Here is a 23,970-nt window from a genome sequence, read left to right as displayed (position 1 = left end):
GAAACAGGTGCTCTGGCAACGAAGTTCGCGGTCGGGTGAGAACGCGTCTGCCCGGCCTCTTCGTCGAGGGCCCGTCGAAAGCCCGTCGAGAACCCGGTCCCACCAGGGATCGGGCGATCCGGTACGGCTGTGGACGGCCTCGCACAACCCTTCGGGTCGCTGGCGGGTCCCATACTCTGCGGCGGGCGGCGGGGCTTCGCGGCCCGGTGCCGTTCGTGTCCGTGTCGGGCCTCGCAGTGATCCCGGCAGTATGACCTTGCGCCAGAACAGACCCTCCACCACACAGGCCGCGCCGCACCACCGGCGTCGCCGCCGCGACCCTGCTGCTGACCGTCGGAGCCACCATCACGGCGACGGCCCCGCCCGCCGACGCCGCCCCCGCGCCCATCACGCACGACGACTTCAACAACGACGGCTACCGCGACCTCGCGGTCTCGGCCCCCGGCGGAACCGTGAGCGGGAAGAAGGGCGTCGGCTACGTCGCCGTCCTGTACGGGTCCGCGAGCGGCCTGTCCCTCGCACACCGGGCGACGTCCAGCATGAGCACGCCCGGTGTGGTGGGCCTCGCCCAGACCGGCGACCACTTCGGGCAGGCCACGGCCACCGCCGACCTCGACCGGGACGGCTACGCCGGTGGTGCGGCGCGGCCAGGTGGTCTGCACGTGAGCGCGGCCGACGGCGGCGAATGCCGTGCGCCGGGAGTGGAGGCGTCCCGTGCCGATCGCGCAGTGGACGGGACGCCCAGGCGGCGAACATCCGCGACCCGACTACGGTGTGGACGGCTGCCGGTGCCGGGCGGGTCTGCTGTCAGCGGCCGTGCGGGGCAAGGGTCTGACCGAAACGGGCGTCGGGGTTGGGGGCGTGCAGTGTGCCGCCGTCGAAGGACCATGAGCGGCTGGGAGAGGGCCCGCTGCCGGCGGAGGGGAAGACCCACACTCCGCCGTTGTCGCCGTCCTCGCCGGGAGCGCCGACGATCAAGCTGGCCCTTTTGTCGCGGTCGGCGTCGATGAGCCGTACCGCGGCGCCGAACCGGTCACCGCGTTCCGGGATTCCAGGGACGGCGCGGGGGCTCTGGCTGAGCACACGGATGTCCTTCGTGGTCAGGCCGGACGCAGAACCGCGTATGACCCAGACGGTGTCGGCGTCTACGGCGCCGCCGATGTCGTTGCCCGGTGCGCCGATCACCACGTCGTCGTATCCGTCGCCGTCGACGTCCCGGACGCCGAGTGCGGCGCCGAAGCGGTCAGCGGGCTTGTTGACGCCCGGAACCCGTCTTCCCGCCAGCCAAAGGTGCTCGCGGAGCACGCCCGAGTCCTGGCCGGAGGCACACTCCTCAGGGCAGACGAAACGGGGACAGGTTGGGCACCTTGGCCATCATCCTTCGGGGGGAAGCGTGACAGGCCGGGATCTCAGGGCCTTGTTCAGCACCAACGACCGCAGTCTCTCTGCGGACGAGGCGTTCACGAACAGGCAGGCGCAGTGGGAGCTGGTCGCGGTCGCGCCCACCCAGCATCTACACCACGTCGGCGCTCGCGGCTTCGGCCCCGAGTACTTTGAGGCGCCCCGCAACCACGTACTGGTCTTCCACCGCGTCGGCAACATCGGCAAGACCACCCTGGCCAGGACGCTGGAGGCGGCGCTCGCCGACTCCGGCCGCCGCCCCTCCCAGTGGGGCGCGCCGGGTTGGCCGGCCGACCGGATCCTGCCCGTGCGCATCGATCTCGCCCGCTCGGCCGGCACCGACTTCGAGCAGATCGTGCTGACGATCCGGGCCGCCCTCACCAGGATCGGGCGCCCGCTGCCCGCCTTCGACCTGGCGCTGCGCCGCTACTGGGAGGCCAACCACCCCGGCGAGCCGCTGGAGGAGTACCTGCGCCGCGGCGGGCTCGGCTCCCGGTTCGGGCAGGCGCTGCCGCAGCAGATGCAGTCCGCGCTCGCCGACGTCGCCCAGGCGCTCATGTTTCCCGGCACCGTCGGCTCGGTCATCGGCCAGGTCACCGGCGCTCCCATCGGCGCGCTGCGCGAACATCGCCGGACCGTGAGGGATCTGGCGGGCTGCGCCCGGCTGGCGGCCGAACACGGTCCAGACGCACTGCCGTTGCCTTTGCCGTGTGCGTAGTCTGCTTGGCCGTGCATCCCGGGGGTGGTTCGGGTGGCTGCGAGTACGTCTGACTTATCGGCGACGATCACCTGTTCCGCCGGGGCGCTTGTCCCGGCGCCCAGCAAGCAGCAGGAGCGGAGACTCGGGGCATTTCTGTCATGTTCACATCTTGACGGTCTTGGTATAGACCTTTTACCTTCCCGATGTCAGGTCGTCCTCATGTGCGTCCTGTCGGTGTCCGCCACACCTGCATGCCACCTCGGAAAGGCTTCCCACCCCCCATGGCTGCTCGCTCTTCCTTCCTCACCACCGCGTTACGCGGTACGCCTGTCATAGCCCTGCTGGCCCTGCTGCTCAGCCCGCTGACCGCGGCACCGGCGGCCGCGGCGACCGGCGCGATCACGGGCCTCGCCGGCAAATGCCTCGACGTCGCCGGCGCCGGCACTGCCGACGGCACCCCTGTGCAGCTCTACGACTGCAACAACACCAGCGCCCAGCAGTGGACCACAGGAGCCGACAACACCCTGCGCGCCCTGGGCAAGTGCCTCGACGTCACAGCCAACTCCACCGCCGACGGCGCCAAGGTCCAGCTGTGGTCCTGCACCGGTGCCGCCAACCAGCAATGGACCGTCACCGCCGCCCACGACATCGTCAACCCCGCGGCGAACAAGTGCCTCGACGTGACCGACCGTTCCTCGGCGAACGGTGCGCGGATCCAGATCTGGACCTGCACCGGTGCCGCCAACCAGAAGTGGAACGCTCCCGGGGAGCAGACCGGCGAGCAGTGCTGGGCCACGCACTACGGCCCGCAGCCGCCCGGCGCCCTGACCGCCAGCGGCGAGGTCTTCGACAACAACGCCGACACGGTCGCCACCTCCCTCTCCCGCCAGCCCCAACTGCCCTTCGGCACGCGTGTACTGGTCACCAACGTCGCCAACGGCCGGTCCCTGACCGTTCGGGTCAACGACCGTGGCACGTTCGTCCAGACCCCGCAGGAGCCCAAGTGCCTTGATCTGACCGACGGCGCGTTCAGCCGGCTCGGCGGCGTCCTCGACCCCGACGCCGGACACATCGTGGTGACCCAGCAGGTCCTCGGCTGAGACGTCTGCCCCCGCAGGCCGCAGACCGGTCACGTCACACACTCCCACCCCCCTCGTTTCACGTCAGGAGGAGTTCCCCGTGCGCCTTTCTCTCCGCATGTCCCGCCTCCGCGGGCGAACCGCCCTCGGACGGCTGACGCTCGGCGTCGTCCTCGCCGCCGTCCTGTCCGCCCTGTTCACCGTCGCCCCGGCCCAGGCGGCAACCGGCCAGATCACCGGGCTGGCCGGCAAGTGCATCGACGTGGCCGGCGCGAGCAGCGCCAACGGCACCGCCGTCCAGCTCTACGACTGCAACGGCACCGGTGCCCAAAGCTGGTCCAACAGCGGCGACGGAACTCTGCGCGCCCTCGGCAAGTGCCTCGACGTGGTCGACCGCGGCACAGCCGACGGAGCCGCCGTTCAGCTCTGGGACTGTTCCGGCGGAACGAACCAGCAGTGGGTCGTCACCGCCGCCCACGACATCGTCAACCCGGCCGCGAACAAGTGTCTCGACGTACGGGGCAACAGCAGCGCCAACGCCACGCGCCTGCAGATATGGACCTGCACCGGCGGTGCGAACCAGAAGTGGAACACCCCGGCCAGTGACGGTGGAGGCGGCAACCCGTCCGGGTTCGTCGTCAGCGAGGCGCAGTTCAACCAGATGTTCCCGAGCCGGAATTCCTTCTACAGCTACAGCGGTCTCACCGCCGCCCTCAGCGCCTACCCCGGCTTCGCCAACACCGGCAGCGACACCGTCAAGAAGCAGGAGGCCGCAGCCTTCCTCGCCAACGTCAGCCACGAGACCGGCGGACTCGTCTACATCGTCGAGCAGAACACCGCGAACTACCCGACGTACTGCGACTGGAGCCAGTCCTACGGCTGTCCGGCCGGGCAGGCCGCCTACTACGGGCGCGGCCCCATCCAGCTCAGCTGGAACTTCAACTACAAGGCCGCGGGCGACGCGCTCGGCATCGACCTGCTCAACAACCCCTGGCTGGTGCAGAACGACTCGGCGGTCGCCTGGAAGACCGGCCTGTGGTACTGGAACACCCAGAGCGGCCCCGGCACGATGACCCCCCACAACGCCATGGTCAACGGCGCCGGCTTCGGCCAGACCATCCGCTCCATCAACGGCTCCCTGGAATGCGACGGCCGCAACCCGGCCCAGGTCCAGAGCCGCGTCGACGCCTACCAGCGCTTCACCTCGATCCTCGGCGTCGCCCCCGGCGCCAACCTGTACTGCTGACCATCCCCGCCTACTGGTGGAGCCGGCCGGGCGTGCAACTGCCCGGCCGGCTCCGGGGGTACCAGGGCTGTCAGCTCGCCCGCCGACGGCTCAGCCCGGCAGTTTCCAGTTCCGGGCCGCCGTGCCGTTGCAGGTGTACAGCTGAAGCTGGGTGCCGTTGGTCGTCCCGCTGTGATCGGCGTCCGGACACTTGCCCAGGGCCCGGACCGTTCTCATCCTGCAGAAGCCCCGGAAGGAGACGAAGCGGGTGGCTGACCACCTGGGCGTGCCCGGGCCGCGGGGTGCAGTTCCGCATGATTCCTGCTTCACCGGCGGGTGTAGTGGGCGATGATCACCCCCTTGGTGGTAGTGACGCTGCTGGTGAGCTCGAATTCGGTCAGCGGGGCGGGGCCCTCGAACAACCGCGTTCCGGTGCCCAGGGCGAGCGGGTGGATCAACAGCGTGTAGGTGTCCACCAGGCCGGCGGCGTGCAGGTCGCGGACCAGTGCCACGCTGCCGATGATCGTCAGATCGTTGCCCGGCTCGGCCTTGAGCTTGGCCACCGTCTCGGCGGCCTCGCCGGGCAGCAGGATCGAGTTCTGCCATGCATCGGCGTTCTCCAGCGTCCTGGACACCACGTACTTCGTGGCCGCGTTCATGTGCGTGGTGAACGGGTTCCCGTCAGTGGCGTTGCCCCAGGCGGTGATGAAGTCCGTCCAGGTCCGGTGTCCGAACAGCATGTCCGTGGGCCTGGCCATGCCCTTGCCCATCTCGCGGCCCATCACCTCGTCGCTGTACTTCCCGCCCCAGCCCCCGTGGGTGAAGCCACCGCGGGTGTCCTCGTCCGCACGGCCCAGGCCCTGGACAACTCCGTCGAGGGTGATGGACAACGTGGCGTTGATCGAGCGCATGACATGCTCCCCTGCTTCTGCGGACCGCTCCTCCGCGGCCCAGTCACCCCCTACACGAACGGCCACCGGCCGAATCGACACCTGCACCAAACTTTCTTGCTCACCGAAGCCACCACGCGGACAGCACCACATCATCAAAGCGGGTGGCGCCCCGTGCTGCCCGGTCGAAGCGGTGCCCAGCCGACCCTGATCTTCCTCCGCACCGAGCAGAAGTGACAACGGCCGGGCGCCGCAGCGGCGGGTGCTCGCACCGCCCCACCTATGGGGCCCGGGGATCGATCACCTGCCAGGTGGTGTCGGCGGGTCAGACAGTCGGGTTGTCGAAGGGGCAGGTAGCCGGAGGGGGCAAGGGGCAGTACCCGCCCTTGCTCTCGACCCAGACCTCTCCGCCATAGTGGCGGAGGAAACGGTCGCAGGGACGGGCGGTCCGGTCGTGGCAAGTTTCAGCACCACCAGGGAGTTGGCCTCTTCGAGTTGGTGCCTGAACTTTCGCAACTTTGAGGGGGGAAACCCGTACTGTCTCTCAGATCTTACCGAACGGAAGTATCTTGGCGACGATATCGTTTACCTTCTGCGCCGCGTCCGATGGCGCAGAAGCGAGTGCCAAGACTCCCATCACGATGAGCGCAACGCGCACGTTGTCTGCCACTTCGGGCTGCTTGGCAATTTGGGGAATATAGGGAAGGGCGATGCCCGCAGCCAACAGTATGAGGCCCGGATATGCCCGTTTGAAGGCATCCTTCACCATGGTGCTCCTCGTGATTTCTGGCGCGTTCGCGAGGAGGCGGTCACGATTCCCCAGTGTCAGTGCGACCAAACCATCGGAGAGGGATTCGAGGAGCTGCTGGAATCCCTCCCCAGTACCACACCGAACCAGCCGACTCCTGTGCCGCAGTATGGCTGCATAGACTCTGTAAGCTTCCAAGTGAAAATGTGGAAGCATAAGATAGTTCGTGTCACGCAGCCAAGTCATCTTCAGTTCGCCCCGCACTACGACCGCCAGACTTTCAAGCTGCATAACCGACTGCTTCATCAGGGCTTGTGTCGGCCAGTCAGGCGCCGCCAGCTCCAACCAGCGAATCGTCCACGCCCATGAGGCAATCGCTCGATCGTATGGTCCAGTGGCCGGGTCTGCCTTTTGGAATTTTCTCGTCAGACGGAACTCATTCCAAGTTGCAAGTGCGGCCACTATCGCGAGTCCATCTATCGAGTACGTAAGATAAAGCAGCCCTGTCGTGATTCCTTGTGCATCAAGGACAGATGAGCCCCCATGGACGCCGAAGAGCCATGACTCAATTACGGATGATTTTATCCAGTACAAAAGCAGGAAGATATTCAAGCAGCATACGGGTACGTAAAACGCGGCTTTTTCTGCCCTCTTCGTGATCTGCGCCGGAAGCAGCTTAGCCATGAGGGAAGCGAAGGCGAAAAGGAGCCCCCAGATGATGGATGCCGCAACCACCACAAAGAAGTACCGTCCTGCGTAAGTGAATATTCCAACGGTCATCACGACGAAGGAAAACAAGGTTCCAGCCATCAATGACCAAGCGGTGATGAGTGAAGTCCTGGCATCCAGAGCCTCACTCCGACTAATTGCTTGCTCGATCTTTCCTCGTATGCGTGTTTGACCGTCCTCGTCCAGGCCATAAAGCGGAAGTGTCGCCGGCTGCACTCGGGTAATAGCCCTGTTCGCTGCTTCGGTGCCTTCTCGGTCCAGGCGTCTGCAAATGGCAGCGTGAACGTTCTCCGGTTTGGCCCGCTCGACTGTCTGAGCCACTGACTGGCGCAGGGTATTCACCCGATGCCGTACTTCCCGTACCAACGCCGGCATGTCCCCCACGCTTTCCCCCCTCGGCCGGCTCACCGGGGAACGAGACGCCCGCGACGCCCAGGCAAGCCGGTACTCAAAGCGATACCACCGTGATGGTCGTCTTACGCCTGGGCTGCGGAAGTCACCGAGGCCTCTTGGCTGGGCCCGTTCTTCCAGATGGAAGAACCTTGCGAACGTGGAGCTCCCCGATGTCCTTGCTGGTCGACGGCATTGGGCCGATCTACACCACCAGGCCGACGCCCCGTCAGCTGCCCATCAAGGCATACGCGGGCTCGGCGCGTGATCACATGGATGTTCATCAACCCGCGGAAACGGCTCTGGTGGGGCTGATCGGTTTTACGCCGGCGTCCTCGGTGTGCCGACGTGGACTGCTGGCCGCGCAGGTGGCCAAGTTGGGCCGTGCCCGGGGGTGATGGCGGTCCGGCGCGGTCTGTGGGTCCTCGCGGCTGACGACGGCGGGCGTCGGGGAGACTTGGGCCGGGGCGACATGATGCTGAGGGAATGGTTGAGTCGTTGCCTCCCGCGGTCGCGCGTCGGTTGCGGCCAGGCGCCGGGTTCGTCGTTTGCGTCGGGCGTCGCACGCTCGTGGAATCGTTGTATCTCCTTACTGCGCCGTTGAGTGCCGTTGTCGGTCTGCTGCTGGTGGTCGGCGGCCTGGGCGTCGGAATGGGCGGTTCGTTGTTGCCGGGCGGGTCGCCCGTCGCGGCCCGGGCGCTGGCGCGGTGGCCCGGCGATGTGGAGTGGTGGCGGATCGGCAAGGTGCGTTCCTGGGCCGTCGGGGCACCGGACGCGGGCCGGCGGCCGAGGTCGAGGTCGAAGGAGACGGCCGACGCGGCTGCCCCGGTGCTGTGGCTCGACCTGGCGTACACGGTGATGGTGCTCCCCGTCGTACTGGTCACCTCGGTGGTGACGGTGCTGTGGTGGTTCGTAGGAGGCGCGACCGCCAGGTACCCGCTGCGCAACCAGGTCACGCCCGGGTCGCTGCGGCCGATGACCCTGTACGCGGGCAGCGACCGGTCGCACATAGCTCTGAGCCTGGGGCTGACGTCCCCGGCCGGGCGGGTCGCCTTCGCGATCACGGTCGCCGTGCTGCTGCTGTTCACCCTGCCGCTGGTGACCCGGGTATGTGTCGCCGCCCAGGCCGGTCTCGGCCGGGTACTGCTGTCCGGCCTGTCAGCGTTGCACCGCAGGATCAGCGGACTTGAGCAGAGCGCGACACCGCCCGCGCGCAGGCCGTCGCAGCGGTGGGGCCGAGGCCGCGGCCCTGCGCCGGCTCGAACGCGACATCCACGACGGGCCCCAACAGCAGCTGGTCCGTCTGGCGATGGAACTGGGCCGCGTCCAGCATCACTTCGACCGCAATCCGGAACTCGTCCGGGTCGCGCTCGCCACGCGGTCGTCCAGACTCGGCAGGCGCTGGACGAGCTGCGGGCCCTGTCACGAGGCATTGCCCCGCCGATTCTCACCGGCCGAGGGCTGCGCGCTGTCCGTTCTGGCCGCGCGCTGCGTCGTCCCCGCCGACGTCGACGTCGACGCCGGTCCCGTCAGCCGTCGGCTGGACCCGGCCGTCGAGACGGCCGCGTATTTCGTGGTCGCCGAAGCGCTGACGAACGTGGCCAGCACAGCCACACCCGCCGGTGCACGGTCGGGCGTTCTGCCAGGTGGTTGCGGTATCGCTGGGCACACTCGCGGATCAGGGGTGCGACGCGTGACCGGCGGCTCTTCGCCCGGGCTCCGTTGGCGTCCTCCTGCCGAGGCCGTAGATGCGCCGCCAGGAATGATCGGTGCCGTTTTGGCGTGCGCTGCTGCTGGTCAGGACTTGCGGGCTCGTAGGCGGCGCAGCATGCGGGGGTCCTCGAAGCCGACCGCGCGGGCGGCGGCATCGACCGTGGCGCCGTGGCTGATGAGGTGCTCGGCGCGTTCGAGACGGAGGGTCTGCTGATAGCGCAGTGGAGTGAGGCCGCCGGTGGCGCGGGTGAAGAGGCGGGTGAGGGTACGTTCGCTCACGCCCACGGTCGTGGCCAGGGCGGACAGGGGCAGCGCCTGGTCGTAGCGTGCGTCGAGCACGTCCTGGGCGTGGTGCACGGTGTCGTCGAGATGGGATCGGTATCTGAGCATTGCGCTGGCCTGCGATTCATGGCCGTTGCGCCGCGCGTAGACGACCATGTCCCGGGCCACCTGTGCGGCGACGGCGGGGCCGTGCCGGGTGGCGATCAGGTGCAGGGCCAGGTCGATGCCGCTGGCGATGCCGGCCGAGGTGACCACCCGGTCGTCGGCGGTATGAAGAACATCGCGAACGACCGTAGCTCGGGGGTAGCGGCGGGCGAGTTCGTCCTGCACGTCGTGGTGGGTGGTGCAGCGGCGGCCGTCGAGCAGGCCGGCCCGGCCGAGTGCCTCGGCTCCGGCGCAGACGCTGGCAACGGTGCCGCCCCTGGCGTGGTGGTCGCGAAGGGACTGCAGGGCGGCCGCGCCGATGGCAGGACTGCCTGCCAGGGTGGGTGCCCGCCAGCCGGGCACCACGATCAGGTCCTCGGGGCCGAGGTCCGGCCAGTCGGTCTGGGCCACCAGTGGCAGGCCTTGAGCGGTGGGAACCAGCGGCTGCTCGGCGATGTAGCCGAGTGTGTAGGAGTGCCCGAAGTCGGCGGCCGTGGAGAAGACCTGCGCGGGGCCTGCCAGGTCCAGCAGATGGAGTCCGGGCACCAGGAGAAAGGCGATGTGGCTCACGATCCGGTCATCATGCCCGAGACTCGGCCGCGGCTTCCAGTTGCCCGACGGTGGTGATGGTGGCGAAGCGTCCGGCAAGGGCGTACTCCGTGCGCCTGATGATCTCCTCGGCGCTCAGGGTGCGGGGGTCCGACAGCAGTTCGGCGACGCTCTGGTCGGCGGGAGCGTCACGGTGCGGGATGGGGTTGGTCGCGGTGGCGTCGCTGACGAAGGTGACCTGGTAGCCGAAGTCGCTCGCGACGCGGGTGGTGGTCTCCACACACTGCTCGGTTCGGATGCCGCAGACGGTGAGCTCGTGGATGCCGCGCTCTGTGAGGAGTTGCTGCAGGTTGGTGGTGGTGAAAGCGTTGTGCGAGGTCTTGTGGATCAGCGGTTCCGTGTCCCGGCGCTGCAACTCGTCCATCAGCCGGACATGGCCGAGGGCGGGGTCGAAGACATCGCCGCTGCAGGGCTCGGCATGCAGCACCCACACCACCAGGTCCCCGGCCTGGCGGGCGAGCCGGACCAGCCGGTCCACCTGGTCGGCGATCTTCGGGTTGGAAATGGTCTCCCACAGCGGGCGGGCACGGAAGGATTCCTGGACATCGATGACGATCAGCGCTCGGGTCATGTCCCCAAGCCTGACCGGCGGGGCCGGAGTGGCGACAGGCCTCATCGGGTCCGGGTACGGACCGATCCGGTCACGGCCTCGGCGTGACCGGATCGCTGTGTACTTCGCCGCAGGTCGCCGGGGTGGAGTGGTGGTGTGGCTACCTCGGGTGCACGGCGTAGGTCAGGTGGGTCACCCGCGAGGAGGGCTCCGAGCGGACCGGCTCCAGCGCGACCCTGGACGCGTCCACGCCGTCGAACAGGCGGGTGCCGGCGCCGAACAGCACCGGTGACAGCGTGATCGAGAACTCGTCGACCAGGCCGGCGTTCAGGTACTCCAGGATCGTCGCGCCGCCGCCGGCGATGCGGACGTCGCGGTCGCCGGCGGCCTCGCGGGCGTGGTCGAGGGCGTGCTCGATGCCGTCGTTGACGAAGTGGAACGTGGTGCTGCCGGGCCGCTCCCACGGGTCACGCCTGGTGTGCGTCACGACGAAGACCGGGGTGTGGAAGGGCGCCTCCTCGGGCCATGACTGCTGGCCGAGGTCGAACATGCGCTTGCCCATGACGCTCGCACCGGTGCGCTCGAACGTGTCCCGCGCGACGTCGTTGTCGAGGCCCTCCGCGCCGCCCTCGCCCAGTTTCAGGTTCTCCCGGAAGAACCGCAGCGGGAACACCCACTGCTGCAGCTCCGTCCACTGCGCCATCCAGCGCCGAACGTCCGGGTCGTCCTGCTTGTCGGGCGCGAAGAGCTCGTCCTCGACGGGCACGGACTCGGGCGCGATGAAGCCGTCCAGCGACATCGACACACTGAAGAACACCTTCCCGGCAATCAGCCCTCCGCCCCCTTCCGCGCGAGGTCGGTGACGTAGGCCGCCAGGCTGCCCAGGGTCTGCCGGCCGCCCTCGATCGCGTGGTACTTCTCGACCGCCTCGTCGCGCAGTTCCCTGGTGGGGAACACCGTGTGCATCACGATCCGGGTCGCCGCGCCGTCCGGCGCGAAGGTCAGGACCGACTCGAAGGCGTTCGGGTCGTCGCGGGACTCACCGTGCAGCAGCTCGATCCGCTCCGGCGGGACGATCCGCGTCCAGCGGATCCATTCGGAGTAGTCGGTCCCGTCCGGCCCGTGCAGCACGAAGACCCACTCCCCGCCCTCGCGGAACTCGAAGGACCGCGTGGTGGTGGTGAACCCCTCCGGACCCCACCACCGCGACAGGTGCCGGACCTCCGTGAACGCCTCGAACACCAGCTCACGCGGGGCGTCGATGACCCGGGAGATCACGATCTCCCGGTCTGCCGTCGCCGGCTCCGCCCGCGTTCCCTGTCTTGCCCGTGCCATCGGTCATTCCTCCTGCCGTGTCTGCTTGAGGTCCTGCACGTAGGTGTCCAGCCGGTCGAAACTCTCGTTCCAGAACCGCTCGAATCCGCCGACCCACTCGTGGACCGGGCGCAGCCCGCGGGCGTCCAGGCCGTAGAGGCGCTGCTTGCCCGCCTCGCGGACCCGCACCAGTCCCACCTCCCGGAGCACCCGCAGGTGCTTGGACGCCCGCGGCTGGCTCATCCCCAGCTCCTGGGCCAGGTCGGTCACCGGCCACTCCCGCGCCCGCAGCAGCGCCAGGATGTCCCGGCGCTGCGGCTCGGCGATCGCGTTGAACGCGTCCGACGTCGTCGCTGCTCGTGCCATGGCAGCCATCATATGCCCATATCGGAATGCGTCAACTCGGTGGCGCTGCCGAGTCCGCGGTCTCTGGTGGGGCGCGCCGGCGAGGAGTCGGACAGCCTGCGTACCACCCGGTCGCACACGGCCGGGTCCGTCGCGAGGGGCGCCTCCCGGCTTCCCGTGTGCGACCCCACGGCACGATCAGTGAAGTGCCGTCGGCGGATCGCCGGTTGCGGCGGCGAGGCAGGCCGGCGCGACCGGGGCGGCCGCTTCGCCGGGAGCCGAAGCCGATCCCCCGGCGCACTGTCACCGACTCGGCGTGTCGGCGGTGGCGGTTCGGTGACAGGGCGGGGCCGCCCCCTGCCGAGGGCGGCCCCGCGTTGTTCGTCGTTGTTCGGGAACTACTCGATGTTGATCTTGAATGTGCTGGTCGTGTTGCGGATGTCCTGGGCATTGCCGCTCATGCGCAGGTTGCGGAAGGTGGCTTCGCCGACTGCGGGCCCCTGGCCGGGCTCCGGGAGTTCGTTGGCCCAGATACCGAAGCCGGACTTGGCGTCGAAGGTGTCTCCGCTCTTCTTGGAGTTGGTGATGGAGATGTCGGTGAAGATGGTGTCCTTCACCGGGAACTGGGGTTGGCCGCCGACGTAGTTGGTCTGGAACATGACGCCTCCGTAGGTGGAGTCGTCGATGTCGACGTCGTTGACCCTGATGCCCTGGAAGACCTTCGAAGCGGAGAACGCCCAGATGGCGGGGAAGACCTGGGATCCCCAGAAGTGGCCGCCCGTCCGGTCCAGGGAGACGTTCTCGATCGTCGTGGGATCGGTGCCGAAGCCGTTCATCGGGTAGCCGAAGTCCAGCGAGGAGATCGTGATGCCGGAGTAGACGAGAGTGTCGGCGACGCGGATGTTGCGGAAGGTGTTGTCGTAGCCGCCGTAGACGGCGATGCCGGCCGCCCGCCAGGTGAGGGTGGACGTCAGGTTCTCGTAGAGGTTGTTCTTCTCGTCGGCGCCGCCGGCGTCGATGGCCGAGAAGAGGGCGAAGCTGTCGTCGCCCGTGGCGCGGGCGTCGTTGTTGACGACGTGGTTGTCCGTGGAGCCGTTCGTCATGTTGATGCCGTCGGCGAACGTGTCACGGATGCGTGAGTTCGAGATGGTCATGTTGTCGGTGTTGGCGCCCCAGTAGAGGCACACCATGTGCTCGGCCCAGATGTTGTCGATGGTGATGTTCGAGACGTTGGAGAAGTCGAAGACCTTGCCGGGTCCGTCGATCCGGGACGTGTAGTTCCCGAAGTAGGCGAAGCCGGCGAATGTCGAGCCGTTGGCCGTGGACTCGGCACGGAAGCCGATGTCGGTGTCCTCCTGCGAGGAGGGGGCGTGGAAGCGGGTGAACCAGGGCCCGGCTCCGACGACCTTGACGGCCTTGCCGTAGACCTGGAACTTGCTGGAGGTGTCGTAGTCACCGGCGGGCAGGTAGACGCCGACGAGCTTGCCGGTGGTGTCCATGCGGACCTTGTCGAGGGCGTTCTGCACGTCCTGCTGCGTGAAGCCGGCCGGGACCGTGTAGGCGGCCGGGTCCGGGTTCGGGATCGCTGTGGCCTGTTCGGTGTTGATGAAGTCGATGGCGTAGTAGGCGGAGGTGTTGGCCGCGTCCTTCTGGAGGCGGATCTTCGAGCCGGCCGGGACGGTCCTGCCGAGCAGCAGGTTCGCCTCGTCGTAGATGTGGCGCTGGGCGCCGGAGCTGGGCGAGTTGCCGGGCGCGGTCTCGCTGCCGTAGAGCCAGGCGTACTTGGAGGTGAGGTCGATCGCCTTGAGGAACTGGCCGTCCACGTAGACGTCGAGGGTGGCGTCGGTGCCGTCCGGGATCGCGAAGCGGGTGACCAGGGTGTTGGTCGCGGCGCGGGTCGTCCACTCGACGTACTGGCCGGTGGCGTTGAGGGTGACCGCCTTGCGGCCGCTCGCCTCTCCCGCGAAGTCGCCGATGGTGCGGTTGGGGCCGACGACCTTGGCTCCGCCGCCGACGGTGCCGTCCTCGGCCTCGTACATGTCGTACGGCATGTCGGCGCCGCGGCCGACGAACAGGTTCTGTGTGGTGGTGTTGTTGGTGCGCTTGACAGGGAGTTCGTTGGTGTCGTCGGCGATGACCGTCTTGACGGTGTACTTGCCGTTGACGGCCGTCCAGGAGCCGAGGCTGATCGGTGCGGTCGTCTGACCGGAGGCGATGGTGCCGCTGTAGGAGCCGGTGAGGGTCTTGACGGTGGCGCCGTTCGCGTCCTGGACCGTCAGCGTGACGCCGTGGGCGCCGGAGGCGGAGTCCACCGTCCCCTGGTTCTTCATGGCCACGGTGAAGGCGACGTTGTCACCGGCCGAGGCGCTGGAGGGCGTCCAGGCGACCGGGGCGGCGACCAGGTCGGAGCTGGAGACGGGCTTGACGACGAGGGCGTCGGAGCGGGTGAAGGTGTTGTTCCCCTCGTTCTGCTCGATGACCTTGTTGGACGGGTCGACCTCGGCGCCGAGCGGGTAGCTGCCCGCGTCCCGGGTGCCGATGCTCGCGGTGACCGTCGCCGAGGCGCCGGCCGCGAGGGCCGGGACGTCGGCGGTGGCCGCCTTGGTGCCGCCTAGGGTGAAGTTCAGGTCGGTGGCCTTGGACGCCTTGCTGCCGCTGTTGGTGACGGTCGCGGAGAGGCTGATGGCGTCCGACTCGACGGGGGCCGCGGGGGTGTTGGTGATGCCGGTGACCTTGAGGTCCGGGTTGGCGGCCGGGGTGCCGATCACCTGGAGCTCGCCGACCTGTCCGCCCGGGGCGCCGGTGTTGGAGGCGAACTTGAGCTGGATGTCGGCGGCGGCGCCGGAGACCGGGATGGTCACGGTGTTGCCGGTGGCCGGGTTGAACGTGTAGTCCTTCGCCGCGACGAGGCTGGTGAAGGTGGTCGCGTCCTGGTCGCGGCCGAGCACCTGGATGTTCTGGGTGCGGGTGGACCAGGCCGGGTCCGGGTTGAGTTTGACGACGACCTGGCTGAGGTCGGCGTTGGCACCCAGCTTGGTGGTGAGGGTGGCCGGGTAGGCGCCGCCCCCGCTCTCCCAGTAGGTGCCGATCTGGCCGTCGTTGGCGTTCGCGGCGACGTAGGTGAAGGTGTACGAGGAGGCCTCGATGGGCTTGCCCTGGGCGAGGTCGGAGCCGCCACCGGATCCGGGCCGGGTGACGCTGTTGCTCGCCACCGACACGTTCCCGGCGGCGTCCTTCGCCTTCACGTAGTAGGTGACCGTGGCCGTCGCCGACGGGGTGTCGGTGTACGTCGTCACGTCGCCCGCCACGGTCTTGACGAGCTGGTCGTTGGCGTAGACGTCGTAGCCGGTGACCTGGACGTTGTCGCTCGACGCCTGCCAGGTGAGCTTCACGTCGCTGCCGGACTGCGTGTAGGCGAGGTTGCCGGGCGCCGTGGGGGCCTGGGTGTCGCCGCTCGCTCCCTTGCGGGTGACGCTGTTGCTGTTGGCGGAGACGTTGCCCGCGGCGTCCTTGGCCCGCACGAAGTACGTGATGTCGGTGCCGGCCGGCTGGGTGTCGGTGTAGGTCAGGACGTTACCGGCGACACTCGCCCGCAGCTGGCCGTTGGCGTAGACGTCGTAGCCGGTGACGGCCGTGTCGTCGGTGGCCGCGTTCCAGGTCAGCTTGATCTGCCCGGTGGCCGGCTCGGTGTAGGCCAGGTCGGCCGGCGCGGTGGGCGCCTGGGTGTCGCCGGTGGCCGGTCCGTAGACCTCCAGCTCGGACGCCTGCCCGGCGGGCCAGCCGTCGTTGGCGGTGAACAGCGCCCGCACGTACCGGGTCGTGGTCGCGTCGAAGGAGATCGTCGTCGACTGGTCGTTGGAACTGTTGAAGGCGTACGCCTTCGACGCCGTCAGGTCGGTGAAGTTCTGGTTGTCGGTGGACCCCTGGATCTTCAGTGTCTGGTTGCGGCTCGGCCAGCCGCTGGGCAGGCGCAGCGTCACCTGGTTCACCGAGACCGACGAACCGAGGTCGACCTGGAGCCACTGCGGGAAGGCGTTGTTGGTGCTCTCCCAGTAGGTGTTGCGGTTGCCGTCACCGGCGTTGGCCGCGCCGTAGACGTCGGCGTGGCCGCTCTCGCTGAAGGGCTTGCCCAGCGCGAGGTTGGGGGTCGAGGCGGCGGTCGTGAGGACCTGCAGCTCGGCGAGCTGGGCGGTGCCGGCGACCGAGTTGGCACTGAAGTCGGCCCGCACGTACCGGGCGAGGGTCGCGGGGACGGCGACCTTCACGGTGTTGTCGTTGCCGGGGCTGAAGACGTACTGCGCCGACGACTTGAGGGTGGCGAAGCTCTTGCCGTCGGCACTGCCCTGGAGCGCCAGCGTCTGCTTGCGGGTCTGCCAGTGCTCGGGCAGCCGCAGCACGACCTCTCTGACGCGCTTGGCCCGTCCGAGGTCGGTCTGGACCCACTGGGCCGACTTCTTTCCGGCCTGCCAGTAGGTGTCGGTGTCGCCGTCCGTGACGTTGACGGCCGCGTGTGCGGCTCGGGCGCTGCCTGCCGTGGTCGCGGCGTCCGCGGCGGCGTTGGGGCCGCCGGCTGCGTGTGCGCCGACGGCCGGCAGGCCCAGCACCATGACGGCGGAGGCGAGCACAGCGGTCGCTGCGCGCCGTCTCCAGGATCTCGGCTTGTGTCGAGTCATGCGGGGTCACTTCCTGCGGGGCTCGCGCGCCGGCGGGGCGGCGAGGGCGGCTCGTTCCTGACGGAGTGGTGCAGAAAGGTGCGTGCGGAGCAGTGGCGCGAGGCGTGCGGACGGCGGGGCCGTCCTGCCGGTGACGGGCGATCCCCGGAGGGGCTCAAGAGGGACGCAATACGCAGGTTCTTGCATTGTTTCATCGAAATATTGCATGATACTGTGAGCCCGTCTACTGTAGGGACTGCACAAATTTCACCAGAACCACCCATGCCTCAGCGACGGAGACGGCGCACGCATCACTCTGAGGCAAAGAGACACTCAAGGAGCGGGCAACAAGGGGCACTTCATGGAAGCGCGCACGACTCGGACCCTCACGCAGGCCGCACGCCACGCTTGCACCCCGAGCCGCAAGCGAACGCAAGCAGCGCAAATTCTTGCGCAATCGGGGAGAACGACGAACGCCCCCCGGACCTCAACAGGTCGGGGGGCGTTCGGTTTACTGCCGGTCGCGCTTCGGTCAGCCGCGCGGACGCTCGAAGGTCAGGAGCAGGCCCTCGACGGCTCCGGGGCCTACGCGGCCCTTGACGTCGGCGGACGTGATGGCCTTGAGGGCCCAGCCGTCCTCGGCGTGCTTGTTGAGGACCTTCTCCAGCTTGTCGCTGTCCAGCGCGTCGCCGATCAGCGACTCCCGGAACGTGACGACCTTGTATTCGTAGGCGTAGGCACTGCTCATGACTGCGGGGTCCTCCTGCCGGCAGAGCCGGGTCGGGATGGGATTGGCCAGGGCCAGACAATCATCCCCGGGTGCCGTGACGCACCGTGGGCCTCCGTTTTTCTGGTTCAGGGGCGGTCGACGCGGAACTGGTAGCAGCCGTATTCGACGGCACGCACGTGCACTTGGGCGGTCTCGGGATCCGCGAAGGCCTCGGCCAGCGCCTGCGCGAGAGCCGCCTGGGCGTCGTCGGGAAGCTCCAGCATGCGGCCGCCCGTGATGTGCCCTCGGCCGTCGTAGCGGCGCAGGACGCGCAGGGCGCCCGGTCGGGCCCACGGGTAGCCGAGGTTCCCGTCGGCCGGGCCGCCGCAGTCCTCGGCGTGCACGAAGACGGGCCCCTGCTCGTCGTAGGCCCCGGGGTCGGCGTGGGTCTGCGCCGCCCAACGGCGCAGCGGGGCATACGAGATCAGGGCGATCCGCTCTCCTGCGGTGCTGGACCGCAGGCAGCAGCGCAGTGGCGCGTCGCCCTCGTCGTCCGTGTACGGGTGCGGCGGACTGCCGGCGTCGTCACGGACACGAAGTTCCTTCAGGACCGCGGAGGGGATGGCGAGGGGAGGGAAGGCGGTGGTCATGGTGTTCAGCGTGCCGCGGGGCGGCTCGGGTCACCGGCGGGAATCGGACTCCGTTGTCCGGTCCGGGTCGTCCGCCCTGCCGGCGGTCCTGCTTGCGTACGTCGAGCGCCCGCTGGGCCGGTTGACGGGTTGTCGGCCCTCCCGCCGTGGTGCGTGATCACTGGTGGGCCGTCGGGTCAGGCATCGCAGCGCGGCGTGGGCGGGCGGACCCCAGGTGGACTTGCCGCAGGGGCGGCCGTGGACGCCGGCGAGTTGCACGAGCACCCCTGCCGCGCTCGTGCCGGCCATGCAGGACATGGCCCTGCTTCCGTTGAGAAGGGAGTTTCCCTCCACGTGGCGTTCGGCGGGGACCAGGGAGACGAACAGCGCGGCGTTGCGCACGTCGAAGAGCACGCTCAGTGTGCCTACCGTGAACGCGACCGCGCAGAGCCGGCCGAGGCCGAGCCGGCCGAGGCCGAGCCGGCCGAGGCCGAGCCGGCCGAGGGCCCAGGCAGCCGGGAGGGAGACCGGGCCAGGGCCCGCCCGAGGGTAACCGCCCGGCCGCGATCACGAGTGTGGTGCTTCCGCCTCGCCCTGTGGCTGGGTACCGAAGTCGCGTGCCGGGTGACCGAAGTGGACGTACGACACCCGGCGTGCCCCGGCGGGGCGCTGCTCCGGGTGGTCGGCCCGGTGGAGGTACGGCTGGAGCAGCTCCCACACCTCCTCGTCGAGTTCCCTGAGCTCGGCGGCGGTGACGAAGATCGTGGCGTCTCCCAGGGGGGCCGCCTCCTGCCAGTCCGCGGGCTCGGTGTGCCGGCGCTCCAGCCAGTGGGTCGCCTCGGTGAAGTACCGCTCGACGATCGCGAGGCTGAGCGCGGTGGCGGCCTCCCGCACCTCGGGGTCCGCCGTGTGGCCGGGCCAGGAGGTGAAGGCCGCCGTGGCCCGCCAGGGCTTCTCCCGGCCCTGTCCCTCCCCGGTCTGCTCCGCGAGCCCGTACTTGGCCAGCATCCGCAGGTGATAGGAGCAGCCGGCCACCGACTCCCCCGTCAGCTCGGCGGCCCTGGTGGCCGTGACCGCGCCTTCCCTGCGCAGGAGCCCGATCAGTGTCAGGCGGAACGGGTGGGCGTACGCCCGCAGCGCGCGCGGGTCGGTGAGCTGTCGCCGGTCCATGAGGTAAAGGTATCTTTCTAAAGAAACCTTTACAATCTCCGACGTCACTCACGGCTTGTGTTCTTTTGATCACTTTTGCCCCTTCGATGGTCCGGGTATTTGTGTTACTCATGAGATGTGCGGTCGAGGGTTCTCAGGGCTCGACCGCAGGGACTCGGGAAGATCTGCCGGTACGCGCCGGAGTCAGGCGAACTGTGTGAGCCGCATGGACCCCACACCCTCCTCTGCTTCGCCGTTCGACACGGTCAGCGGCGCGCTGGGTGACTACATCCCGAAAGGCGGAGCAAGAGCGGCGGGCGAGCGGCCTCTGCGTCGGCTCTCGGGGACCGGTGGGGAGGCCGAAGGCGGGGAGCAGATCCTCGGGGTGGTCAGTCTCGGCCGGGATCTGAGGATCAGCGGCTCCAATCTGGACGCAGCTCCGTTCGCGGGGGTGACCGCCGCGCCGGGGGCCGCCTTCGCCGATCTGCTGCCGCCCGGGGATGTTCCGATAGTGGTGAAGCGGCTTCGCCGGGTCCTGGAGACGGGAGAGGCGCACGTGGCCCGGGTCCAGCGGCTTCGGCGCGACGACGGGACCGAGCTGGTGGTCTCGATGAGCATCCTGCCGGCCGCACCACCGCTGGACGGTCTGACCGTCTCCCTGATCGCCATGGCCAAGCGACTGCACCTGTACGCCTCCGCCACCGCGATCGGGACGTCCCTGGACATCGGGGAGACCGCGCAGTCGCTGGCCCAGTCCCTGCTGGCCTGGGGGGAGGTCGCCGCCGTCAACCTCGACTACGCCGTGTGGACGGGCGAGGCGCTCACCGAGCAGCCGCAGGAGCGGATCCGGCTGCGGCGGGCCGCCCTGGTCCCGGACCGGGCCTGGCCCGAGGGATACCTGACTCCCGGGGACAACCTTCCGCGCGAAGCGAGCCGTCTGCTGGCCGGTGCGGTCATGCGCGACGACGTTCCGCAGGCCGTCGTCCTTCGCGACCGTGCGGCGATCGAGCGGGTGCTCGACGATCCGCAGCTGGTGCGCGCCTTGGTGCCCGGCGACCGACCGGTGAGTGTCGCCTGCATACCGCTGGTCGTGGAAGGACCCGAAGGCCTGCCCAGGCCCATCGTGCTGGGCGTGACGGAGGTCTGGCGACGGCCGGACAACCTCTTCCGCGACGGTGAGCTGCTCGACCTGCAGGAACTCGTGGCCAAGACCGCCCGGCACGTGGACCTGGCTCGGCAGCACCAGCGTGAGCACGCCCAGGTGCTGGCCCTGCAGCGCCGGCTGCTCCCGCGGGCCGGCAGCGACACCATCGAGGTCGCCAGCGTCTACGAGCCCACCACCCCGGACAGCGCGGGCGTCGGCGGCGACTGGGTGAACAGCTTTCCGCTGCCCGGGGACCGTACCGCGCTGGTGGTCGGCGACGTCGTGGGGCACGGTCTGGGGGCCGCGGCGGCCATGGGCCAGCTGAGCATGGAGGCCCGGGCGCTGCTGTCGGCGGGGCTGGGCCCCGGGGAGGTGCTGGAGCGGCTGGACGAGACGGTCACGCTTCTGGACGACACGGACGCGGGGCTGGCGGCCGGGTACAGCGCGCTGGGCTCGACCTGCTGCATCGCGGTCTACGACCCGGTCGACCACCGGCTGCAGATCTCCAACGCCGGCCACCTGCCCCCGGTCCTCGTCCATCCCGACGGGTCCGCCGAGACCGTCGCGGGGCAGCCGCACCCGGCCCTGGGCGCCGAGTTCGTCGTGCGGGAGCCGTTCGAGGTGCACGAGTTCACCGTGCCGCCCGGCTCGCTGCTCGTCCTCTACACCGACGGTCTGGTGGAGGATCCGGCGGCGTCGATCGACGAGGGCATCGGCCGGCTGACGGGCGTGGTGCGCGAGGTGCACCCCTGGGACGATCTGCAGCAGGCGGCGCGAGGTGTGGTCGCCGCGCTGGCCCCGACGGAGCCCCTGCGCGACGACGTCACGCTGCTGCTCGCCCGGATGGCCGGCCGCCGCAGCCGGGACACCGCCACCTGGCACCTGCCCGCCCGCGACGACACGCCCGCCCGGGCCCGCTCCCTGACCGCTCCCCTCCTGCGCCGCTGGCACATCGGCGAGCAGGTCCGCGACAACGCGCTACTGGTGATCAGCGAACTGGTCACCAACGCAGTCCGGTTCGGCACCGGGCCCGTCACGGTGCGGCTGGTGCGGGCCGGCAGCCGGCTCACCTGCGAGGTCGGCGACACCGGCAACGGCCGGCCGCGCCCGCACCAGGGTGACCTGCTCGAGGACACCGGGCGGGGTCTGCACGTCGTGCACAAACTGACCACGCGCTGGGGGGTGCGGTGGACCGACACCGGCAAGGCAGTCTGGGCGGAACTGGAGGGATAGCGCCCGGGCCGGAACGGGAGGGGCGGGCTGCGGCTACAGCCACTCCCCCTCGACGGCCGTGGCCGTCAGTCCGGGCGCCGCGGCGTACAGCACCGTACGGCTGCCCGACTTCTGCCCGTCGTCGTGCGCGCGGCGCAGGATGTCGAGTACGGCGGCACCGCCGCGGTTGCCCGTGGTGTAGCTGTCCCGGCTGTAGGCCAGGAGCCCCTCCGGCCAGTCGTCGGGCATGGTCTGTTCCATGTACTCCAGCACGCGCGTACCGCCGGGATGCGCGAGCAGCAGATCGGGATGCCAGGGGCGGTCGTCGTCCTGGTGGCGGGCCTGCAGCCACTTCCACATCTCGGCCACCGTCTCCTGTACGGCCCGCGGCCCGCGGCGGTCCATCACGAAGTGCGTGCCGTCGTCCCGGGTCTCCAGCCGGTGCAGGTCCATGGTGCCGGGCAGGGTGTGGTGCCAGACCGCGTCCAGTCGCAGAATCGATTCCGCCCTGGGGCGGCCGGTGACCACCACGGCGACGGCGGTGTCCGCGAACAGCAGCCGGACGATCAGCGATTCCAGGGTGTCGTCGGCGGGCTGGTAGGTGGTGCTCAGCGCCTCCGATATCACGACCAGCACGACCCGGTCGGGGTCCGCGGCGACCAGGTCGGCCGCCAGGGCCAGCGAGCGGGTGCCGGCGATGCAGGCCCACTGGGTGGCCGGCAGCAGCAGTACGTCGCCGCGCAGGTCGAGGCGGTTGAGCAGGGACAGGTCCAGCCCCGGCAGGGCCGGGGTGGTGGAGTGACTGGTGATCAGGCAGTCGACGTCGGCGGCCTCCAGTCCGGCGGTCCGAAGGGCTTCGCGGGCCGCGCGCTCCCCGTACGTCTGGACGGCGGCCCAGGCCGGCGCGATGCGCTCCTGGACGGTCTGCGGCGCCGGTATCGCCTCCAGCGCGGCGATCGCGCGGTTCACCTCGCCGTCGGTGAATCCGCTGCGGGCCAGCGCCGTTCGGGCCAGGCCGGCGCCCGGAGTTCGCAGGCCCGGCCCGCTGCCGGGGGCTGCGGCCGCCTCCAGCGGCAGCATCCACCCGCGGGACTCGATCCCCGTGCTCGCGGCGATGCCGTCGATCCGGGGCAGCCACGGCGCCTGCGGATGCCGGCCGCGCACCTCCGCGAGGATCTCGTCGGTCTTCACGACATGTTCGCCTTGCATGACGACTGGAGGACACAGATAGGCGCCCATAACACGCATCTTTCGCAGAAAGCTAATAAATGAGGTGAAGTGTCCGAAACCTGCCTGATTTTGTCGAGCGGGGTCAAGACGCTGTCATTGCAATGTACTTCGCATTCGGCAACTTCAGCGCTGTCCCATGTGCCGCGAAAGCCTTGGCGGTTCGGTTCGGCGTTGACGCGACAGGTGTACGCGATCACCCGTCCGAGATCGTTGCCGAGCAAACTCCTTGCGTCCTAGACCAGTTGGGCGGAGTCCGGGTCGAGGCGCCGGCCGAGACCCACGCCACCCATGAGGTGCGTCACAGCCGCGCCCCTCACGGCCGGGCCAACCGGCGGGCGCGCCGGGGCTCATGGGGTGTGCGACGGCGCACTTCTCGAAGTGATCGCGCCACCCCGCGCTCCGCCCATGCTTCATCACCTCCCACCGGAGATCCCAACGTCAGCCCAACGTGCCGAGGAGGGCCCCCGGCAACTCCGGCCGGACCTCTGGCGGACCGCGCCCACGCCGGGGATCATGGCGCCCTGCTCACCCGACCGCTCCCCCACGAGACGGCGTCCTCAACGACCGGCGCATACGGCCTTCCACGACCTCCCGGCCGCACGGTGTGCGGCTGCCCGAACCGCCCTCCCTGCCCACAGCCCGCCACGGCCGGGCCCGGTCCCCATCGAGGAGTCGTCGAAATGTCCCATGATGTCCCGGATTTACCACCGGAGCGACTCCTTCACGACCGCCCGTCCCCGACCTGGTCGACCGGCGACGAGCCGTACGGCGCCCGTCCGGCGGGTCCACGCTCCGGCGCCCACCGCACCCTTCGCCTGCTGCGCCGGGCGTACCGCTGGCACCGCCGGGTGGCGACCGTCACCGCGCTCGGCTACTTCGCCGCCTTCCTCACCCTGACCGTCAAGGCGCCTTCCCTGATGGCCCGCCCCGGTCCGGGCGGCCTGCCCACCGGGCTGCTCCTGGCCCTCGCCCAGATTCCCGTGACCTGGCTGGCGGTCCTCGTCCACGAGGCCGCCGCGCACCGCTTCGTGGATCCCCTGGCGCGCCGGGCCCGCCGTCAGGCGCGCGTGTCCGTCGCGGACCGGGAGCGGACGCCGTGACCGGGCTGGGCGGAACCGCCCAGTCC

Annotated in this window: 21 protein-coding genes and 2 pseudogenes; 8 read left to right on the top strand and 15 right to left on the bottom strand. The window is 69.4% G+C overall.

The window, feature by feature from the left end:
- Window positions 1-320: 320 nt before the first annotated feature.
- Window positions 321-479: pseudogene (locus ACFWPS_RS46860) on the top strand (hypothetical protein); the annotation flags it as partial.
- Between the two features lie 328 nt (window positions 480-807).
- On the opposite strand, the gene ACFWPS_RS46855 reads toward ACFWPS_RS46860, so the two are convergent.
- The gene (locus ACFWPS_RS46855; RefSeq protein ID WP_383718479.1) at window positions 808-1,305 is read right to left on the bottom strand and encodes a hypothetical protein; all 498 of its coding nucleotides are present in this window, start codon (window positions 1,303-1,305) and stop codon (window positions 808-810) included.
- Between the two features lie 112 nt (window positions 1,306-1,417).
- Here ACFWPS_RS46855 and ACFWPS_RS46850 point away from each other — a divergent pair, with 112 nt between their 5' ends.
- The 3 genes from ACFWPS_RS46850 to ACFWPS_RS46840 all read left to right on the top strand — a co-directional run bounded on the left by ACFWPS_RS46850 (window position 1,418) and on the right by ACFWPS_RS46840 (window position 4,426).
- Window positions 1,418-2,119, top strand: a complete 702-nt coding sequence (locus ACFWPS_RS46850) for a hypothetical protein (protein WP_383718476.1) — start codon at window positions 1,418-1,420, stop codon at window positions 2,117-2,119.
- A 263-nt stretch (window positions 2,120-2,382) separates the two neighbouring features.
- Entirely contained in the window at window positions 2,383-3,201 is an 819-nt protein-coding gene (locus ACFWPS_RS46845) for an RICIN domain-containing protein (RefSeq protein WP_383718473.1), read from the top strand.
- A gap of 97 nt (window positions 3,202-3,298) precedes the next feature.
- On the top strand, window positions 3,299-4,426 hold the full coding sequence (locus tag ACFWPS_RS46840; RefSeq protein ID WP_383718517.1) for a glycoside hydrolase family 19 protein: 1,128 nt from the start codon (window positions 3,299-3,301) through the stop codon (window positions 4,424-4,426).
- 90 nt (window positions 4,427-4,516) lie between these two features.
- Here the strand turns inward: ACFWPS_RS46840 and ACFWPS_RS46835 are convergent, their stop codons facing one another.
- The 3 genes from ACFWPS_RS46835 to ACFWPS_RS46825 form a co-directional block, all read right to left on the bottom strand.
- Complete coding sequence (locus ACFWPS_RS46835) at window positions 4,517-4,642, bottom strand: hypothetical protein (RefSeq protein WP_383718470.1); 126 nt, start codon at window positions 4,640-4,642, stop codon at window positions 4,517-4,519.
- Between the two features lie 89 nt (window positions 4,643-4,731).
- On the bottom strand, window positions 4,732-5,316 hold the full coding sequence (locus ACFWPS_RS46830) for a dihydrofolate reductase family protein (protein ID WP_383718469.1): 585 nt from the start codon (window positions 5,314-5,316) through the stop codon (window positions 4,732-4,734).
- A gap of 523 nt (window positions 5,317-5,839) precedes the next feature.
- On the bottom strand, window positions 5,840-7,093 hold the full coding sequence (locus tag ACFWPS_RS46825; protein ID WP_383718467.1) for a hypothetical protein: 1,254 nt from the start codon (window positions 7,091-7,093) through the stop codon (window positions 5,840-5,842).
- A 242-nt stretch (window positions 7,094-7,335) separates the two neighbouring features.
- On the opposite strand from ACFWPS_RS46825, the gene ACFWPS_RS46820 reads away from it, so the two are divergent.
- Window positions 7,336-7,560, top strand: coding sequence for a hypothetical protein (locus ACFWPS_RS46820; RefSeq protein ID WP_383718464.1), 225 nt, complete (start codon window positions 7,336-7,338; stop codon window positions 7,558-7,560).
- A gap of 88 nt (window positions 7,561-7,648) precedes the next feature.
- Window positions 7,649-8,251 (top strand): annotated as a pseudogene (locus ACFWPS_RS46815) (sensor domain-containing protein); the annotation flags it as partial.
- A gap of 708 nt (window positions 8,252-8,959) precedes the next feature.
- Here ACFWPS_RS46815 and ACFWPS_RS46810 read toward each other — a convergent pair.
- From ACFWPS_RS46810 to ACFWPS_RS46765, 10 genes are all read right to left on the bottom strand, one after another.
- Window positions 8,960-9,871, bottom strand: coding sequence for a GlxA family transcriptional regulator (locus ACFWPS_RS46810; protein WP_383718462.1), 912 nt, complete (start codon window positions 9,869-9,871; stop codon window positions 8,960-8,962).
- A 10-nt stretch (window positions 9,872-9,881) separates the two neighbouring features.
- Complete coding sequence (locus ACFWPS_RS46805) at window positions 9,882-10,481, bottom strand: isochorismatase family protein (protein ID WP_383718459.1); 600 nt, start codon at window positions 10,479-10,481, stop codon at window positions 9,882-9,884.
- Window positions 10,482-10,620: 139 nt separating this feature from the next.
- On the bottom strand, window positions 10,621-11,277 hold the full coding sequence (locus ACFWPS_RS46800) for a dihydrofolate reductase family protein (RefSeq protein ID WP_383718456.1): 657 nt from the start codon (window positions 11,275-11,277) through the stop codon (window positions 10,621-10,623).
- Window positions 11,278-11,288: 11 nt separating this feature from the next.
- Window positions 11,289-11,795: an SRPBCC family protein gene (locus ACFWPS_RS46795; protein WP_383718454.1), complete on the bottom strand. Its 507-nt coding sequence runs from the start codon at window positions 11,793-11,795 to the stop codon at window positions 11,289-11,291.
- 3 nt (window positions 11,796-11,798) lie between these two features.
- Window positions 11,799-12,140, bottom strand: coding sequence for an ArsR/SmtB family transcription factor (locus ACFWPS_RS46790; protein ID WP_383718451.1), 342 nt, complete (start codon window positions 12,138-12,140; stop codon window positions 11,799-11,801).
- A gap of 377 nt (window positions 12,141-12,517) precedes the next feature.
- Complete coding sequence (locus ACFWPS_RS46785; protein ID WP_383718449.1) at window positions 12,518-16,792, bottom strand: discoidin domain-containing protein; 4,275 nt, start codon at window positions 16,790-16,792, stop codon at window positions 12,518-12,520.
- Window positions 16,793-17,303: 511 nt separating this feature from the next.
- Window positions 17,304-17,519 carry a DUF4177 domain-containing protein gene (locus ACFWPS_RS46780; protein ID WP_383718447.1) on the bottom strand — a complete coding sequence of 72 codons (216 nt, stop codon included), beginning with the start codon at window positions 17,517-17,519 and terminating at the stop codon, window positions 17,304-17,306.
- A 107-nt stretch (window positions 17,520-17,626) separates the two neighbouring features.
- A complete protein-coding gene (locus ACFWPS_RS46775; protein ID WP_383718444.1) occupies window positions 17,627-18,130 on the bottom strand; it encodes a DUF1203 domain-containing protein in 504 nt (167 codons plus the stop codon).
- Between the two features lie 30 nt (window positions 18,131-18,160).
- Window positions 18,161-18,523, bottom strand: a complete 363-nt coding sequence (locus ACFWPS_RS46770; protein ID WP_383718441.1) for a hypothetical protein — start codon at window positions 18,521-18,523, stop codon at window positions 18,161-18,163.
- Window positions 18,524-18,676: 153 nt separating this feature from the next.
- Window positions 18,677-19,279, bottom strand: coding sequence for a winged helix-turn-helix domain-containing protein (locus ACFWPS_RS46765; RefSeq protein WP_383718439.1), 603 nt, complete (start codon window positions 19,277-19,279; stop codon window positions 18,677-18,679).
- Window positions 19,280-19,484: 205 nt separating this feature from the next.
- Between ACFWPS_RS46765 and ACFWPS_RS46760 the strand changes: the two genes are divergently transcribed.
- A complete protein-coding gene (locus ACFWPS_RS46760) occupies window positions 19,485-21,635 on the top strand; it encodes a SpoIIE family protein phosphatase (RefSeq protein WP_383718436.1) in 2,151 nt (716 codons plus the stop codon).
- Window positions 21,636-21,668: 33 nt separating this feature from the next.
- Here the strand turns inward: ACFWPS_RS46760 and ACFWPS_RS46755 are convergent, their stop codons facing one another.
- Window positions 21,669-22,853: a type III polyketide synthase gene (locus tag ACFWPS_RS46755; protein WP_383718434.1), complete on the bottom strand. Its 1,185-nt coding sequence runs from the start codon at window positions 22,851-22,853 to the stop codon at window positions 21,669-21,671.
- 671 nt (window positions 22,854-23,524) lie between these two features.
- Between ACFWPS_RS46755 and ACFWPS_RS46750 the strand changes: the two genes are divergently transcribed.
- Complete coding sequence (locus ACFWPS_RS46750; protein ID WP_383718431.1) at window positions 23,525-23,944, top strand: DUF485 domain-containing protein; 420 nt, start codon at window positions 23,525-23,527, stop codon at window positions 23,942-23,944.
- Window positions 23,945-23,970 lie beyond the last annotated feature (26 nt).

Origin of the sequence: Streptomyces sp. NPDC058457, from assembly GCF_042720695.1 — a bacterium.
Taxonomy (GTDB): Bacteria; Actinomycetota; Actinomycetes; order Streptomycetales; family Streptomycetaceae; genus Streptomyces.
This window is presented reverse-complemented; position numbering and strand designations above follow the sequence as displayed.

Excerpts from the sequence above, each read along its gene's own strand:
- ACFWPS_RS46845 (WP_383718473.1), top strand. The coding sequence starts at position 2,383 with ATGGCTGCTCGCTCTTCCTTCCTCACCACCGCGTTACGCGGTACGCCT.
- ACFWPS_RS46840 (WP_383718517.1), top strand. The coding sequence starts at position 3,299 with ATGTCCCGCCTCCGCGGGCGAACCGCCCTCGGACGGCTGACGCTCGGC.
- ACFWPS_RS46835 (WP_383718470.1), bottom strand. The coding sequence starts at position 4,642 with ATGAGAACGGTCCGGGCCCTGGGCAAGTGTCCGGACGCCGATCACAGC.
- ACFWPS_RS46830 (WP_383718469.1), bottom strand. The coding sequence starts at position 5,316 with ATGCGCTCGATCAACGCCACGTTGTCCATCACCCTCGACGGAGTTGTC.
- ACFWPS_RS46820 (WP_383718464.1), top strand. The coding sequence starts at position 7,336 with ATGTCCTTGCTGGTCGACGGCATTGGGCCGATCTACACCACCAGGCCG.
- ACFWPS_RS46805 (WP_383718459.1), bottom strand. The coding sequence starts at position 10,481 with ATGACCCGAGCGCTGATCGTCATCGATGTCCAGGAATCCTTCCGTGCC.
- ACFWPS_RS46795 (WP_383718454.1), bottom strand. The coding sequence starts at position 11,795 with ATGGCACGGGCAAGACAGGGAACGCGGGCGGAGCCGGCGACGGCAGAC.
- ACFWPS_RS46790 (WP_383718451.1), bottom strand. The coding sequence starts at position 12,140 with ATGGCACGAGCAGCGACGACGTCGGACGCGTTCAACGCGATCGCCGAG.
- ACFWPS_RS46785 (WP_383718449.1), bottom strand. The coding sequence starts at position 16,792 with ATGACTCGACACAAGCCGAGATCCTGGAGACGGCGCGCAGCGACCGCT.
- ACFWPS_RS46780 (WP_383718447.1), bottom strand. The coding sequence starts at position 17,519 with ATGAGCAGTGCCTACGCCTACGAATACAAGGTCGTCACGTTCCGGGAG.
- ACFWPS_RS46775 (WP_383718444.1), bottom strand. The coding sequence starts at position 18,130 with ATGACCACCGCCTTCCCTCCCCTCGCCATCCCCTCCGCGGTCCTGAAG.
- ACFWPS_RS46765 (WP_383718439.1), bottom strand. The coding sequence starts at position 19,279 with ATGGACCGGCGACAGCTCACCGACCCGCGCGCGCTGCGGGCGTACGCC.
- ACFWPS_RS46760 (WP_383718436.1), top strand. The coding sequence starts at position 19,485 with ATGGACCCCACACCCTCCTCTGCTTCGCCGTTCGACACGGTCAGCGGC.
- ACFWPS_RS46755 (WP_383718434.1), bottom strand. The coding sequence starts at position 22,853 with ATGGGCGCCTATCTGTGTCCTCCAGTCGTCATGCAAGGCGAACATGTC.
- ACFWPS_RS46750 (WP_383718431.1), top strand. The coding sequence starts at position 23,525 with ATGTCCCATGATGTCCCGGATTTACCACCGGAGCGACTCCTTCACGAC.